We start from the raw sequence: 14,675 nt of genomic DNA on the forward strand, positions 1-14,675 counted from the left end.
CTATTTTAGATTGTTCTTTCGAGTGGGTTTATTTAAAATCAAGAAGCCGAAAATAGCAAGTCTTTACTCTTTCTTTGCATATTTTCGGCTTACTCCTAATGTGCAGATACATCCGTTACCCCCGCTTTACCTTTAGAAAGGAAAAATAAAAGGCCAAATCATATGCGATTTGGCCTTCTAACTAGAATCTATTATTCAATTTTATATCATTTCACCGACAAGGAACCCTTATCGGATCTCTATTGCTTTATAAAACTACAGCTGCTGCAAGCCAACCGAATACAATTAACAGGATATTGTAGTGAAGGAACGTTGGTACACATGTATCCCAAATGTGGTTGTGCTGTCCATCTGCATTTAATCCTGAAGTTGGTCCTAGAGTACTATCAGAGGCAGGTGAACCTGCGTCTCCTAATGCTCCCGCTGTTCCAATAATCGCAATGGTCGCCAATGGACTTAAACCTAGCTCAAGACTTAATGGAACAAAAATGGTGGCAATGATCGGTATGGTAGAGAATGATGATCCAATTCCCATTGTTACCAACAATCCTACTAATAACATCATAAGAATACCTAATTGTTGGTTTCCATTTAACAGGTTAGAAGCTTGCTCTACTAATAGATCTACATGACCTGTTTCTTTCATAACATTAGCAAACCCTGATGCTGCTAACATGACAAAACCAATAAAGGACATCATTCTCATCCCATTTGTTAAAACCGTATCTGTATCTTTCCATTTTACTTTTCCACTCAATGCGACAATGACAATCCCTGCTAAAGCTCCCAGGATCATAGAGTCTGTTGATAATTGCACAACTAATGAAGCAACAATCGAAATCCCCGCAAAAATAAGGCCACTTGCTGTATATGATTCTTGCTTTGTCTCTTCCGTAATGGAGATGTTATCATACTCTCTTTTGTTACGATAAGAGAAGAACACGGCAATTAACAACCCTACTAGCATACCGATTGATGGAATGATCATGGCAACCGGGATATCTTCTCTTGCTATGGTGAGTCCACTTTCACCCATGTTTGTTTGAACAATATCATGGAAGATCGCGCCGAACCCTGTAGGTAACAACATATACGGTGTAATTAAACCGAACGTAATAACCGATGCGATCAAACGTCGATCTAGTTGTAATTGATTAAAGACTAGCAATAACGGTGGAACTAGAATTGGAATAAACGCAATGTGAATCGGAATCACATTTTGAGAGAAAACCGACATAATTAATAGAATGAGAATAATCGCAACTTTCGATAATGACTTTCTCTTTGTTTCGCCATTCTTTCCTACTATCTTTAATGCTGCATTAACTAATGCTTCGGGCAATCCTGTTCTAGAAATTGCTACGGCAAAGCTCCCTAGTAACGCATAACTAAGCGCTACTTCTGCACTATTACCTAAACCCCCACTAAACACTTCAATCGTTTGACTGAGACTCAGTCCTCCAACAATTCCTCCTAGTAACGCTCCAATAATTAATGAAACGACTACATTTAAACGAGCCAAACTCAATACGAGCATGACGATTACTGCAATAACGACTGCATTCATGATGAATCCTCCTATGTTGTATTACGCTAAAATGCTTTAGTTTGGTAAATCACTAATATGTTAACGTATTAAAAACATTAAAAATAATAACATGGTAGATTCATAGTGTCAATAAATGTTGGGTTAAAATATCACAACACTACACATGGTTTTTTATGGTAAAATTTATGATATATGGTAAAGGAGTGAACCTTACATGAAAAAGAAAAAGAAGATCTATGTATCATCTTTACTTATTACCTTTTTCTCATTGGCAATTGCTTTAAATTATCATTCATTACATTCTGCGAAAAACGCATGTATTGAAAACAATATGACACCAGACGTTGATCAGAGCTTTTTAGCAATCAATTGGACGGTCTCTTGTGAATAAGGACTCTGATTTCTAAAACAAGGAAGTGAGTTAGTTGTTAAAAATGGTACGCAGGATTTTTGCAGTCATAACATTATTATTTGTTGTTAACGGGTTATTTTCCCAGAATTTTGAATACACTCCATTTATGCTGTTATTCTTTGGGCTAACCTTGCTAGTTATGGGGATTGAGGAGTATCAAAAGAAACGAAGCATGTATGCTTGGCTATTTGGTGCAGTTGCTTTATTGTTAGGGTTTGCATCCATACAAGGGTTTTTCTTTAGTTATTAAGTGGGGTTTATTAGTAAACAGATGTGTAAATTGAGGGCTTAATGTACGTTTCTAAATGAAGGAAGTACACGATTAGAACTGAGGTAAGGCAATAAATGAGAAAAGTGATTTTTTTAATGTTGATTGGTAATTCTATATTTATGACGGGGGTATATATATCCACATTACTGACTACATACTGGGTTATAATTGGCACGTCACTTGCAGTAGTTGGAGGAATAGTAATGGGGCTTAGCTCATATTTTTGGTCTAAGCCTAAAAATAAATTTAAGCTATAAACCAACACCCAAAAAGTACCCCTTACACAGGGTACTTTTTAGCGTTTTTCAATTTCCTTCACTTTAATTATTGCCCATCTAATTAGGATTCCACCTAAAATATAAATAGGGAAGGAAAATAAGTATTTCCATCGATAAACTTCGTATATTCCTAACCACACCGTTAAGGGTTCTAATACAAAGGCAAAAATAGAAGAACTAACAGTTAAGGCAATCAGGAAGGATTTCCAAGTTTTAAAATATTGATAAATAATCATATAAATAATAGGTAGATGGATATTATGTATTTCAAATATTGAATTCACTAAGGGGATCAGCTGATCTGGATACGACCAAAAAACTAAGGAGACACCGATGATATCTAATAGAAAGGTGATCGTTCCAACTAAAAGACCAAAAGCAGAAATTTCAATAATTCTTTTCTTGTCCAACACTTTAATCCATATAATGAAAAAAATAATTGAAGAAAATAATAGTAACCACCAGTTAAAAGAAAATACCGTTTCATCCATCCAATGCTCTAATGATAGGTCTCTTAGTTTAAGCTTTAACTGAATAATTTCTTCCCATCTACTATTTACTGATAAAATGACGAAGTGTGGTGTAAATGTATCCACATATGCACCCTCCCAAAGAAGAAACTATACCTTATAATGGCCCAAATGGGAGTTTTTATTCTTTATAAAACAAGGTGTATTTAAATTAGACATTTATTAGCTTACAAAATAAGCTTGTTCCTTAAAAATCCAGCTTTTCTATTTATTACTATCAACATAGTTAACATTAGCTAAAATACAAGGCTCTTATTAACATCTAACATATTTACGTTTAAAGCCTAGTCTATTTCGGTCCACTTCTTTTTGAATACTTTCGTACGCATTTAAGAGACTGCTCTTTTTCTCGTCCCGTTTCACTTCTACTATTCCTATTTCCTCTGCAGTCTTCACTGCTTTTTCATGCATTGGTAAGTATGAAACCCCCACTGTGTACACAAAATTATTCATCGCAGATTTCGTTCGTTCTGGCGATTCATGAATGGTCTTCTTCACATGATCCAGCATATCGGAAATCTTACTTTCGGAAAATTCATGGTCTTTGCGATTTCCTAGTAGCCAGCAGTAGCAGCTATAGCCTGCTGACATTTTCAGTTCATCCCCACTAGCAATCCATTTGTCAGCGATATCTTGTGCTAGAGGTGATTCTGATAGGGTAACTGCGACCACATAATCGGATAGCATATAGAAATATGCGCCATCCATCCACCGTTCAAAATCCGTCTCTGTCATAGCTTTTGGATCCGCTATGATTCCAGCAAAATACATCGCATCATAGTTACCTGTGGCATATAGCACCTCAGCTAAAGGTTGATTTATTTTTATTTTCTTAGCAATTGGCTTCATCGCACCTGTAGCCACACCAAACACTGGCTCGTGAGCTCCATTGGATATGTACATTTTCTTCGAGCGTTCCTTACCGAGGGCTTCTAGTTCTTGCATTACCGTTTCGAAATCCATTGGGTTTCACTTCCTTTTTGCATTGATATTTATTGTATTAGAATTATTAATCAAGTCATCCATTCTTCATAGTGAGAACTTATTATTCCACTCACTACTACATCATAAGTATTGTAGAAAAACGAATACTAATTAACCTCGATCTATCGTTGCTAAACATGCTTTACAATCCGTTTCATCAGATGGTAGGTTGTGTCATCCTAAAGAAAAATTACAATCCTATTCTGATTTAGTCTTACTCATATACCTATCTTAAACATAATTTAAGTTGAAAAGGAAATGATAATATAAAAATCTATTAGGTATGTAAGGATGTGCTTATAATGCAAACTTCAAATAACTATATTCCTCTTACATCTGGAGAAATTGGGTTACTATGGAACGGTTTTAGAAGTGAAACGATGACATTAAGAATATTAACACATTTTGAATTAGTCGCAGAAGATGAAGATATCAAAAAAAGTTTAACAGACACAATCTCTGTTATTGAAGAACATATTCAAAAGTATAGTGATATTTACCTAAAAGAAGAGTTCCCTTTACCTGTTGGATTTACTGAAGATGATGTAAACAAAAAAGCTCCTAAACTATTTTCAGACACAACAGCTATCTTTTTATTATATTCCTTGAGTGCAGCTGGAATGCAGTTCTATACAGATAGTGTAATATCTTCTGCACGTCAGGACATTAGGATGTTTACAAATGGATGTTTGTCCAATTATTCTAAGTTGCTTAATCAAACGGTCGATACTTTGTTAACAAAAGGCATTTATGTAAGATCTCCACAAATTCCTTATCCAGATACCATTGATTTTGTTCAAAAACAAAACTACTTAGCAGGTTGGTTTGGAGAAAAGAGACCGATTCATGCGACGCAAGTTCATGAACTAACACAAAATATACATAGAAATATTTTAGGCAGAACCCTACTAATGGGCTTTGAACAATCTGTTAAATCAGATAAGGTTCGTACAAAAATGAAAGAAGGGAAAGCCTTTTCAAAAAAAGTATTAGATGATTTCACATTAATTTTAAAGAATGATGACTTAGAGTCAAATACCCCTTCAGGCTTTGCAGTTACTCAATCAACAGTTGCACCATTTTCAGATAAGTTAATTTTAGAAACAATGATTTATATCAATCGTTCAGCATTAGTCTACTACGGAAAAACTCTATCAATTAGTACAAGAAGAGATCTATTTGCTTTTTATGAGAAACTCATCGTTCAAACATCACTATACACTCACGAATTACTTCAGTTAGATATTGAATTAGGATATTTAGAAGAGCAGCCTATGGCTATTGACCACAATCAGCTTTCTCAAAAAAACCAAGCTCGTCACTAATATAGGCTCTCCAATCAAAAACAGTATAGAAAAAATCCAACACAATGTGCTGGATTTTTTAATTATTTTAGCATATAACAATACCCTCCATTCATCAACTAGCCTCTACAATAGCCGAGCTTATTCCACTACTATATAATAGTAGGTAGATTAAGCTCGAAAGTAGGTAGATTCATGATTAATTTTTCTTCTATGGCGATTACGTCAGAGGATGCTCTCAGAGAAATAGCTGGTATTCCTCACGAGCACGTTGTTAAAAAGACCATTTCTCGTTTAGATGAGCATTGTAAGAAATTCATCGCTATGTCTCCTCTTCTGTTTCTTTCTACCTCTAATGCTGATGGTAAATGTGATGTGTCTCCACGTGGAGATTCACCGAGTGAAATCTTGATACTCAATGACCATCAATTCGTCATTCCTGATCGTCCCGGAAACAGACGACTCGATTCCATTTTAAATATGATGTCCAACCCTCACATTGGACTTGTTTTCCTCATTCCAGGATTAGATGAAGTGCTGCGAATTAACGGGAAAGCAACGATTATTAAAGATGAAGAAATTTTAAGCAAGATGTCTTTAAAAGGAAAAAGTCCCCTACTTGGAATTGGTGTGGATGTAGAAGAATGCTTTATTCACTGTTCACGTGCTTTGAATAAGTCGAGCGTGTGGAAGCCTGATACATGGCAATCCAAAGACACTTTACCTGCGATGCTTGAGATATTTTTTGATCACTTGAAAATTAATGGGATTGAAGTAAAGAGATAACCTTTTTTATCTAAAAAAATCAAAACAGGAGTAGTCACTTCGACTACTCCTGTTACTGTAATTCTACGTATCCTTTATTACCTTGTATTCCTCAAGGTACTCCTAATAACTTCAATGAACTCTGACAATATTTATTGAACAAACTCCTCAATAGTTTCTCCTTCGTCATTCAACCCTATAATGGTTGAACCTACTAAGTCTTCCCCTTTAGAAAGTAAAAACCAAAGTTTTGCTCCAGTATGGTAATCGACCACTTTTGCTTCATACTCATTACCTGTTTCGGTGATAACCTTTACCTTATTTATATGGGGGTCAAGAACTTTCCCATTGATCAAATCAGTATAGACAGATGAATAACCGCTCATATTTGAGAAGCCCCAATCTAGCTTATGATCCGGTAGTAGCTGTCCACCGCCACTACTCAATAATCTCCATCCAGTGAAAATGTTTTCTTTAAAAATAGCCGATCCAAAATATTGTTGTTCAGCAAATGAGGATTCATAAAAGGCTATGGCCATTCGATCTTCCAGATATTCAATATGAACAATAGATGCATTGGAGAGTTGTATAGAACGAAATGCTTTATGTATAGCTTGTGAATCATCCACAGCTATGACCTTTACAATATAGAACATAATCAAACTTAGTATGGCTGTGACAAGCAGTATTCTATTCCTCGTCAACAGATCACCTCCATCTATCTTTTTGCCGTATCGATATCCCTTTCCCTCTTCCTCACCAGAACCACCCCAAACTAGGCTTTAAATACAGATTCAACTTTCTCTGTTTTTAATTCCTTAAAGATTAGAAGGACTCCAATTAGATAAACAAGGGAAATAGCGATTGGGACAACTGTAAACGCCTGTTCTACCATCACCGTACCCAATAGTAAAGAGGATAGACAAACTCCTAACGTAACAAATAAGTAAGCCTTACTTCGGTAAATCCACATGTAAGGTAGAAAGTGCGATCCTCCTAGAAGACCAATGGTGAATGGCAGATATTCAGGAATGTGCTGATACACCATAATAAAAACAGGAATAAAAAAGGCCTGCGGAGCAGCAACGATTCCTCCTAGAGTAGCAATCGGATTTTTAGAGGTTACTAGACTGACACCAAATGGCTTACTAAGCAATAAACCCAATGGAAAGATAGCCCCTAATCCAAAAATCCAAACTAAATGAACCACCTTCATTGGTAACAAAAACGATAATATGGTAAATATAAAAAACACAATTGAACCCGCTAATAAGATAGGGAAACCTTTTTTTGCCTCTACAATAAGATCAGATTGTAAGTGTTCTAGAGTTTTCACTTTGCATAACCCTCTTTCCTTAAAATTCCATTATAAAACTAATATACCAATATATACCTATATACTCCATTGTATTTTAGAAAGATGAGATTTTGTTTTTTACTCAATCTGTTATTTGGAAATATCTTTTTTCGATGTAAGAAACAAAATGTAGATCAACATTAACTCTAATATTATTTGAATTTTAACTATCTCAAAGTAATTATATACTATTAAAAAACATGTAATAAAAGGAAATTATTAGATGGTATAATAAACGTAAATTGATTTAAAGATTATTTTACTTTGTGAGGAGAAACGACTTTGATTAAATTTATATCTTACTTAGTCCTATTTATCATCATCGGATATTTTTATGGCGGAATTACTGAAGGTACTGTGTTTGATAATTTCTTTGTGATGTTACTGGGTCTGTTCGTTCTTATTTTCGTAGTTGAGTATATTACTAGTTTGTTTAAGAAAAAAGGAAACTCCGAAGAAGTAGACCTCGACGTAATGAACTCGGAAAAGAAAGATCCTGAAACTTGGAATGAAATGATTGAAACTGCAAAGATGGATTTTGATAAAACGTGGAATCTAACGTATAAAGATCACGAGATCCAAATTGTTAATCGATATAATCATGAACAATTGTTTATAAACGGGGAACTCGTGTCAGAGAAAAAAAGAAAGGGTTGGGTTACCTGGGTCACTCCCTCTCAAACGTTAACGGGTGCGATAACAGTAAACAATCATTCTCAAGTAGTAAAGGTTAAATTGGGTGGACTCATCAGTTTGAATTGTAAAGTATATGTGGGAGAGGAACTCATTTTCAAGAAAAAGGTTTCGTATAATCTTCTTACTGGTGGAGTTAAAGAGAACGATTAAATCATTAATTAATCAGGAGGGATCTGTATGTGGAAAAAGAGGATAAAGGTTTGGACAGTGTCCCTTCTACTCTCGTTACTTGCTTTACCGATCGTTAATGTACTGATTGAGACATTTGTACTGAACGGAGAAGAGGGTTCTTTTTTTACAAACGTCCAATTTCTTTTTATGGTCTTTGCTGTCTATGCTACACCGGTTATTATTTTAACCGCAATTCCTGTACAATTATTGGCTGCTTATGTTGCAGGAAAGGCAAAACGTTTTAAGGTGTTACTAAGCTTTCTCATTCATATCATCCCTGCTGTTCAAATTGGACTGTTCGGTGGGATTGGCTTCATCTCTTTAACTGTTTTAGTAGCACTTATCTTTTTTACTGTCGATTATTTGATCATGTATAAAGAAACAAGCATTAAGTTTAGATACCTTCTATTCGTACCATTTTCCTTACTTCTTCTCTTTAGTGTGCCGGATCTATTGAATAGAACCGAGGACGCGATTGACTACAATCTCATAAAAGCTAAAGAGACTCCTAACGTTCATTTAACTGTGAATGAAGAGAAAATAACGATCAAACCAAGTTCCTGCTGGTCTAGTGATGATCGTGAGGGCTGTGGGAAAGATACAGAGCCATATCTTTTACCCATCGATCCTATCGGTATCGAGGAACTGGCAGTTTCGGGTGATGTGGAAGTTGTTGTGACTGTAGAAGATGAAGAAAGCTACACGATGAACGCATACTATTTAGATGGAAACGAAGTTGTTCAGGTTGATGTAACAGGTAATACATTTACGTTGCCATCGCATATTCATGAACAAGTAGTAAAAGTAAGCGTCACAACCGACATGCAGCAAATTCTTTCCTTTTCATTTGGAATTAGGAATGGGAATAGAAATTAAATATCTATACTACTTGCGGTCCTTCATAACAAAGGACCGCCTTTTTTACCCTTATTAGTCTAAGAATGAACGTATGAAAAAGTTTAACTGGTACTTGCAATCACGACATTCAATTATTATAAGCAAATGATTACTAACTTAAGTTTTACATACAATTTTATTTAGTTAATAAATTCGCATAGTACTTTCTGTTTACAAATAACAAATAAAGATGAAAGAGTATCAATACAATTATCCCAACAATGAGGTTCGGGTCAACAAATAAGTGGAACGCTAAGATATTAACTGTAATAGGTAACAAGATTAAAGTCGCAAACACAACATAACGATTAGCTATAAGCAAGATTGCTCCAAGTAACTCAACTGACTTTACCATCACCAATAAATATCCATCTCCTAGTAAAGCTATTGCCTTTGGACTTTCAGGTAAGAAGGTATCAAAGCCGAAGAAAAAGAAAAATCCGTTTATTGCTCCCATTAAAAAAATGATACCTAGTACTACACGACAAATGTGGAAAAGTGTAAACATATCAGTACCTCCAGTTTTAATTAAGATAACTACTATCTTAATTGTATTCATTTACCATAAAATGTCAATGATAATTTAGATAACAATTGTCGTATTTAAATAACGCTGATAAAATAGATAAAAGGAATTTGGGAGGATATTATGAAAAGTTCGCTAAGTGTTGAATATGCAATCCATAGTGTGATAAATCTTGCTCTATTTCCATCAGACATTAATGTTTCTGTAAAAAAATTGGCGCGCTTCATGGGAGTAACACCAACTTATCTGGCGAAGGTGTTTACGCTTCTGACAAAGTCAGGAATTGTCCGATCAAGTATTGGTACTAAGGGAGGGGTAAAACTTGCAAAAGCACCTGAGGATATTAGCTTCTATGATGTATTTATTGCCATAAATGGCGGAGGTGATATGTTTCAATGTTCTAATGTAAGAGCATTTATGATAGGTTACGAACCAATGCCCGGTATATGTGATGTCCATCGCACAATGCTTGATGCGGAAGAGGCTATGTTTGCTCATTTAAAAAATGTGAAAATTATTGATATGGTAAATGCGGTATATGAGAAAATGGAGCTAGGAGAAATTGAAGAACGTATAGAGACCCTTCGTGAGCATATGAAAAATAATTAGTTATTATAAGTATTTCCTTCAAATCTAAGTCATCCCATAATAAATCGGCTAAGCAATCCCGCAATCTTGATACACAATAAAAAAAGGCGTGTTAAAACTATTCCCAGTTCACACGCCTTTTTTACTAACAAAAGAATTACTGTTGAAATGTTTCAATAAATTGAAGTATAGCTGGTCCCAATAATACGATAAAGATACTAGGGAAAATGAATAGAACAAGTGGAAACAGCATCTTAATGGGAGCTTTCATAGCCTCTTCTTCAGCCCTCGATTTTCGTTGATCACGTACCTCAGCAGATTGAATTCGTAATACTTGTACCATCCCAATGCCTAGCTTTTCAGCTTGGATGATACTGCTGATTAATACTTTAATTTCATCTACATCTAAACGATCTTTTACGCCAGAGAGCGCTTCTCTTCTCGTTTTACCAAGACGAATTTCCTCTAGACAACGGTGAAACTCGTCAGCCAGAACCCCTTCCTTTTTTGAAACGAGCTTACTTAAAGCAGAGTCAAATCCAAGGCCCGCTTCTAAACTAACCGTTAGCAAATCTAGAACATCTGGTAATTCTCGGACCGCCTGTTTAAATCGCTGTTTCATCTTCTGTTTCAAATAAAAATGCGGAACATAGGAGGCTACAGCGAACGATAGTAAGAGTAAAAGAATGATGCCACCTGTATGAAAGTTCAACAACATTCCATATCCCGTAAACAAAACCGGAAACAGAATAAAAAGAGAGATTTGTAATAATCTAAACTCTATTGGGGTCATTCCAAAAGGATTACCCGCTTGCAATAACTTCCTTTCAATCTTTGCTTCCTTTTCACCTGGAACCTTTTGTTTAAAGCTTCGCTTAAACTCTTTCAAAAAATGTTGAAAGATTCTTTTTATGATACCTACACGTTCCTCAGTCTGCTTTTGTTCTTCAACTTCCTGTAAGTCAGGTCGATCAGAAAAGATGGCTAGTCTCCGTTTCACTACATCTCTTCGCTCTTTTTGAAAAATAAAAATAAAATAAATAAAGAAGGTAATGGTTAAGAAAAAGGTGAAAAATACCATGATTACACCTCAATCGTCGTTAATTTTCGTATAAATACAAATCCTATTGCACTTGAAATCACACCTGCTGAGAGCATGATGATTCCAATTACATTTGTAAAAAGTGTGCCAATATAATCTGGCTCAATCAAGTAGAGTACACATCCTAATATAACCGGTAATAACCCAATTACAATTCCTGAGAGTCGACCTTGTGCTGTTAGAGTAACAATTTGTCGTTGAATCTTCGTGCGGTCCCTAATTGTTTCAACAATCTTGTCTAAAACAGTTGCTAGGTTTCCACCTACTTGTCGTTGAATCAATATGGCTTGAATCATTAGATCTAAATCATCTGATGGCATTCGATCCTTTAATCCTTGTAATGACTCTTCAATGTTGCTGCCATACTGCATTTCACGGAGTACCGTTTCCATTTCTTCCTTGATCGGACTGTTCGCTTCTTCCACCACTGTTTTTAATGCCTGTGGAAAACTGAAGCCAGCTCGTAGTGAACCAATGATGGTGGTAATCATATCTGGCAAGCTTTCGTTGAAAGCACGTAACCGTTCCTTTTGCTTCTTATTTAAATACCATTTTGGTAAAACGAACCCAGTAATCCCACCTAGAAGGGCAAAAAAGACATTTCCAAAAATCAGAAAGGATAGTCCTGCAAGAAATGCAGTTAGAATCCATTGAAATAAAACATATTCCTCTGGTTTTAATTCTAAACCTGCTCGACTAATTAACACTTCTAATCGGTTGTTCTTGTCCTTCGTAAGTACCTGGGTTCGAATCTTTTGTTTGGTAATTTGCATTTGAACAATCAGGTTAAACTTATTGCGGTCTAACATCTTCTTTTCTTGTACAGATAAATAGTGTTTCATTCGTTTATCTAATCTACTATTTGATAAGAAAATCAATTGAAGAATGGCGGTAAATAATAGGAAGGAAGAAAATAGTATTAGGGCAAGAAGCATCCATTTCATCAATTCCACTCCTCATTTTCAATAAATACACTAGCTGGGATATGAATACCAGATGTTTCAAGGAGTTCATAAAATTTAGGACGGACTCCAGTTGGAATCAGTTTTCCAATGATTTTCCCTTCCTGATTCACACCATCCTGTCGATACGTAAAAATATCCTGAAGGACAATTACATCTCCTTCTAAACCTTGTACTTCTGTGATATTAACAATCCTTCTAGTCCCGTCTTTTAATCGTGATTGCTGGATGATCACATCCACCGCACCTGCTATTTGTTCTCGAATTGCGCGGACCGGTAAATCAACACCTGCAAGTAAGACCATTGTTTCAAGTCTCGCAATCATGTCTCTTGGACTGTTAGAGTGACCGGTTGCAAGTGAGCCATCATGTCCAGTGTTCATAGCTTGAAGCATATCCAGCGCTTCCCCTCCACGAACCTCACCAATAACAATCCGGTCTGGTCGCATACGAAGTGAATTTCGAACAAGGTCACGAATTAGAATGGCGCCTTTTCCTTCGATATTAGGTGGTCGTGATTCTAGCGAAATGACATGATCCTGACCAAGCTGTAATTCAGCCGCATCTTCAATGGTTACAATCCGTTGATCATGCGGAATAAAGTTTGACAGTACGTTTAATGTGGTTGTTTTACCTGAACCTGTCCCACCACTTACAAAAATATTTAAGTTAGCTTTTACACAAGCCTCTAAGAAAATGGCCATTTCTCTTGTCACGGTACCAAACCGAATTAAATCTTCTATGGTAAAAGGATCCTTAGCGAACTTACGAATCGTAATCGTGGGTCCGTTTAAAGCCAGTGGCGGAATAATGGCATTCACACGAGAGCCATCAGGTAATCTTGCATCTACCATCGGACTGCTCTCATCAATTCTACGACCAATCGGAGAAACAATCTTTTCAATGACATTCATTACATGCTCATTGTCACGGAAGACAACGCCTGTTAACTCTAACTTACCTTTTCGTTCCACATATACATGGTTAGGACCATTGACCATAACCTCTGTTACATCTTCGTCCATTAGCAATGGATTGATTGGACCAAAGCCTGTTAAATCATTGATCAGTTCATCTACTACTTTCTTGCGATCAATTTTCCCTCGAAACGACTCATCTTCCTTCATAATCTCAATTGCCATCGCATCGAGCTTTGGAATAATTTCGTCTACGTTGTCATCTTTCATTTCAGACAAGATTTGTTTATGAAGTATGCTTTTTAATTCTTGGTGCTTATTAACGGGTTGTTGTTTTGGTTTTTGAGGATTAGTGCTCACCTGTTCTGTTCGTCTAGATTCACGTAGTGATGAAATGATATCCTTTTTAGGGGCTATAGTCCCTTCACTCTCAACAATGACGTCTTCACCGGAAGAGTCCACTAGATGTTTATTCTTTTCTTCAAGCTTTTTTAATAGACTCATTCAGTCTCCTCCTTCAGACGATTTTTAGTAAACATTCTTGAAATAAAGGATGGTGCTTTCTTTTTAATCATCGTAATTTCACGGCGAGATGAGATTTGCTCTGCCATTTTAAAGACCGATTTTGCGAGCTCGGTTTTTCCTTGATTCATGACAAAGGGAATACCGATGTTTAAGGACTGAGAAGAGATTTGAAAATCATTTGGAATAAAGATCGGCTCCTCTTCTCCAAGTATGTCTGGGACATCGGCTGCTTGAATGACACTCTCCATAGTGGCTCGATTCACAACTAAACGAACTTTGTCTCGTAATTCAAGCTTTTCTAATGTTTCTAACATAGCCTTTGTATTTTTTAGAGTTGCCATTTCTAGATTACTAACAAGTAAGATTTGGTCTGCCTTTTCTAATAATAGAAGGGTCTTTTCGTTTAGCCCCACTCCTGTGTCGGCAATCGTATATTCATTTTGAGTGAGCATAAGAGGGATAATCTTTTCTAGTGTTTCCTCTGTAATTAAATCAGCATATTCTGGTTGATCAGGGGCTGACAGAACCTTTACTCCACTCTCGTGATGACTAAGGTAACTCGCGAGCGTATACTCGTCTAATCTAGTAATCTCTTGTATGACATCCTTGATCGTAAACGTAGATTGTAAATCCATCGCAAGACTTACATCTCCAAATTGAAAATCACCATCTAGAATACTGATTCGGATATTCTTTTTACAAAGAGCAACAGCTAGATTAACAGTCAAAAGCGTTCTACCTACTCCACCCTTTGCACTGCAGACTGCTATAAACTCACCACGTTTTTGGTTTTTTTCTTCACTCATCTGTTTCACCCCCACTTTCTATATCAACCAAATTC

The 14,675-nt window shown here is 36.1% G+C and carries 17 protein-coding genes; 7 read left to right on the forward strand and 10 right to left on the reverse strand.

Features of this window, described 5'->3' with window-relative positions; translation table 11 throughout:
- Positions 1-247: 247 nt before the first annotated feature.
- A complete protein-coding gene (locus G4D63_RS04510) occupies positions 248-1,567 on the reverse strand; it encodes a Na+/H+ antiporter family protein (RefSeq protein WP_163178084.1) in 1,320 nt (439 codons plus the stop codon).
- 196 nt (positions 1,568-1,763) lie between these two features.
- Between G4D63_RS04510 and G4D63_RS04515 the strand changes: the two genes are divergently transcribed.
- Positions 1,764-1,940 (forward strand): hypothetical protein, encoded by a 177-nt coding sequence (locus G4D63_RS04515; protein ID WP_163178086.1) that lies wholly within the window; start codon positions 1,764-1,766, stop codon positions 1,938-1,940.
- Between the two features lie 43 nt (positions 1,941-1,983).
- Positions 1,984-2,211 (forward strand): DUF3953 domain-containing protein, encoded by a 228-nt coding sequence (locus G4D63_RS04520; RefSeq protein ID WP_163178421.1) that lies wholly within the window; start codon positions 1,984-1,986, stop codon positions 2,209-2,211.
- A 316-nt stretch (positions 2,212-2,527) separates the two neighbouring features.
- On the opposite strand, the gene G4D63_RS04525 is transcribed toward G4D63_RS04520, so the two are convergent.
- Positions 2,528-3,106: a CBO0543 family protein gene (locus G4D63_RS04525; RefSeq protein WP_163178088.1), complete on the reverse strand. Its 579-nt coding sequence runs from the start codon at positions 3,104-3,106 to the stop codon at positions 2,528-2,530.
- Between the two features lie 189 nt (positions 3,107-3,295).
- Complete coding sequence (locus G4D63_RS04530) at positions 3,296-4,003, reverse strand: DNA alkylation repair protein (RefSeq protein ID WP_163178089.1); 708 nt, start codon at positions 4,001-4,003, stop codon at positions 3,296-3,298.
- 323 nt (positions 4,004-4,326) lie between these two features.
- Between G4D63_RS04530 and G4D63_RS04535 the strand changes: the two genes are divergently transcribed.
- Both G4D63_RS04535 and G4D63_RS04540 read left to right on the forward strand, forming a co-directional pair.
- Positions 4,327-5,349: a DUF3231 family protein gene (locus tag G4D63_RS04535; protein WP_163178091.1), complete on the forward strand. Its 1,023-nt coding sequence runs from the start codon at positions 4,327-4,329 to the stop codon at positions 5,347-5,349.
- A gap of 174 nt (positions 5,350-5,523) precedes the next feature.
- Positions 5,524-6,114 carry an MSMEG_1061 family FMN-dependent PPOX-type flavoprotein gene (locus G4D63_RS04540; protein ID WP_163178093.1) on the forward strand — a complete coding sequence of 197 codons (591 nt, stop codon included), beginning with the start codon at positions 5,524-5,526 and terminating at the stop codon, positions 6,112-6,114.
- Positions 6,115-6,245: 131 nt separating this feature from the next.
- Here the strand turns inward: G4D63_RS04540 and G4D63_RS04545 are convergent, their stop codons facing one another.
- Positions 6,246-6,797: a hypothetical protein gene (locus G4D63_RS04545; RefSeq protein ID WP_163178095.1), complete on the reverse strand. Its 552-nt coding sequence runs from the start codon at positions 6,795-6,797 to the stop codon at positions 6,246-6,248.
- Positions 6,798-6,868: 71 nt separating this feature from the next.
- A complete protein-coding gene (locus G4D63_RS04550) occupies positions 6,869-7,429 on the reverse strand; it encodes a DUF7010 family protein (RefSeq protein WP_163178097.1) in 561 nt (186 codons plus the stop codon).
- A 303-nt stretch (positions 7,430-7,732) separates the two neighbouring features.
- Between G4D63_RS04550 and G4D63_RS04555 the strand changes: the two genes are divergently transcribed.
- Both G4D63_RS04555 and G4D63_RS04560 read left to right on the forward strand, forming a co-directional pair.
- A complete protein-coding gene (locus tag G4D63_RS04555) occupies positions 7,733-8,296 on the forward strand; it encodes a hypothetical protein (protein WP_163178099.1) in 564 nt (187 codons plus the stop codon).
- Between the two features lie 27 nt (positions 8,297-8,323).
- Complete coding sequence (locus G4D63_RS04560) at positions 8,324-9,193, forward strand: hypothetical protein (protein WP_163178101.1); 870 nt, start codon at positions 8,324-8,326, stop codon at positions 9,191-9,193.
- Positions 9,194-9,350: 157 nt separating this feature from the next.
- Here G4D63_RS04560 and G4D63_RS04565 read toward each other — a convergent pair whose 3' ends face one another.
- A complete protein-coding gene (locus G4D63_RS04565; protein ID WP_163178103.1) occupies positions 9,351-9,722 on the reverse strand; it encodes a hypothetical protein in 372 nt (123 codons plus the stop codon).
- Positions 9,723-9,863: 141 nt separating this feature from the next.
- On the opposite strand from G4D63_RS04565, the gene G4D63_RS04570 reads away from it, so the two are divergent.
- Positions 9,864-10,349 carry an RrF2 family transcriptional regulator gene (locus G4D63_RS04570; protein WP_163178105.1) on the forward strand — a complete coding sequence of 162 codons (486 nt, stop codon included), beginning with the start codon at positions 9,864-9,866 and terminating at the stop codon, positions 10,347-10,349.
- A 136-nt stretch (positions 10,350-10,485) separates the two neighbouring features.
- On the opposite strand, the gene G4D63_RS04575 is transcribed toward G4D63_RS04570, so the two are convergent.
- Genes G4D63_RS04575 through G4D63_RS04590 form a run of 4 tightly spaced genes read right to left on the reverse strand, consistent with a single transcriptional unit; the run spans position 10,486 to position 14,640 of the window.
- Positions 10,486-11,409, reverse strand: a complete 924-nt coding sequence (locus G4D63_RS04575) for a type II secretion system F family protein (protein WP_163178106.1) — start codon at positions 11,407-11,409, stop codon at positions 10,486-10,488.
- 2 nt (positions 11,410-11,411) lie between these two features.
- Entirely contained in the window at positions 11,412-12,374 is a 963-nt protein-coding gene (locus tag G4D63_RS04580; RefSeq protein ID WP_163178108.1) for a type II secretion system F family protein, read from the reverse strand.
- The gene (locus G4D63_RS04585; protein WP_163178110.1) at positions 12,374-13,813 is read right to left on the reverse strand and encodes a TadA family conjugal transfer-associated ATPase; all 1,440 of its coding nucleotides are present in this window, start codon (positions 13,811-13,813) and stop codon (positions 12,374-12,376) included. The genes G4D63_RS04580 and G4D63_RS04585 overlap by 1 nt, the downstream gene beginning before the upstream one ends.
- Complete coding sequence (locus G4D63_RS04590) at positions 13,810-14,640, reverse strand: CpaE/TadZ family protein (protein WP_163178112.1); 831 nt, start codon at positions 14,638-14,640, stop codon at positions 13,810-13,812. The genes G4D63_RS04585 and G4D63_RS04590 overlap by 4 nt, the downstream gene beginning before the upstream one ends.
- Positions 14,641-14,675: the final 35 nt, after the last annotated feature.

Source organism: Bacillus mesophilus (assembly GCF_011008845.1).
GTDB lineage: Bacteria > Bacillota > Bacilli > Bacillales > SA4 > Bacillus_BS > Bacillus_BS mesophilus.

What these genes read in the sequence shown, in the direction of transcription:
- G4D63_RS04580 (WP_163178108.1), bottom strand. Translation starts at nt 12,374, where the DNA reads ATGAAATGGATGCTTCTTGCCCTAATACTATTTTCTTCCTTCCTATTA.
- G4D63_RS04520 (WP_163178421.1), top strand. Translation starts at nt 1,984, where the DNA reads ATGGTACGCAGGATTTTTGCAGTCATAACATTATTATTTGTTGTTAAC.
- G4D63_RS04540 (WP_163178093.1), top strand. Translation starts at nt 5,524, where the DNA reads ATGATTAATTTTTCTTCTATGGCGATTACGTCAGAGGATGCTCTCAGA.
- G4D63_RS04570 (WP_163178105.1), top strand. Translation starts at nt 9,864, where the DNA reads ATGAAAAGTTCGCTAAGTGTTGAATATGCAATCCATAGTGTGATAAAT.
- G4D63_RS04510 (WP_163178084.1), bottom strand. Translation starts at nt 1,567, where the DNA reads ATGAATGCAGTCGTTATTGCAGTAATCGTCATGCTCGTATTGAGTTTG.
- G4D63_RS04560 (WP_163178101.1), top strand. Translation starts at nt 8,324, where the DNA reads ATGTGGAAAAAGAGGATAAAGGTTTGGACAGTGTCCCTTCTACTCTCG.
- G4D63_RS04535 (WP_163178091.1), top strand. Translation starts at nt 4,327, where the DNA reads ATGCAAACTTCAAATAACTATATTCCTCTTACATCTGGAGAAATTGGG.
- G4D63_RS04585 (WP_163178110.1), bottom strand. Translation starts at nt 13,813, where the DNA reads ATGAGTCTATTAAAAAAGCTTGAAGAAAAGAATAAACATCTAGTGGAC.
- G4D63_RS04590 (WP_163178112.1), bottom strand. Translation starts at nt 14,640, where the DNA reads ATGAGTGAAGAAAAAAACCAAAAACGTGGTGAGTTTATAGCAGTCTGC.
- G4D63_RS04515 (WP_163178086.1), top strand. Translation starts at nt 1,764, where the DNA reads ATGAAAAAGAAAAAGAAGATCTATGTATCATCTTTACTTATTACCTTT.
- G4D63_RS04530 (WP_163178089.1), bottom strand. Translation starts at nt 4,003, where the DNA reads ATGGATTTCGAAACGGTAATGCAAGAACTAGAAGCCCTCGGTAAGGAA.
- G4D63_RS04565 (WP_163178103.1), bottom strand. Translation starts at nt 9,722, where the DNA reads ATGTTTACACTTTTCCACATTTGTCGTGTAGTACTAGGTATCATTTTT.
- G4D63_RS04575 (WP_163178106.1), bottom strand. Translation starts at nt 11,409, where the DNA reads ATGGTATTTTTCACCTTTTTCTTAACCATTACCTTCTTTATTTATTTT.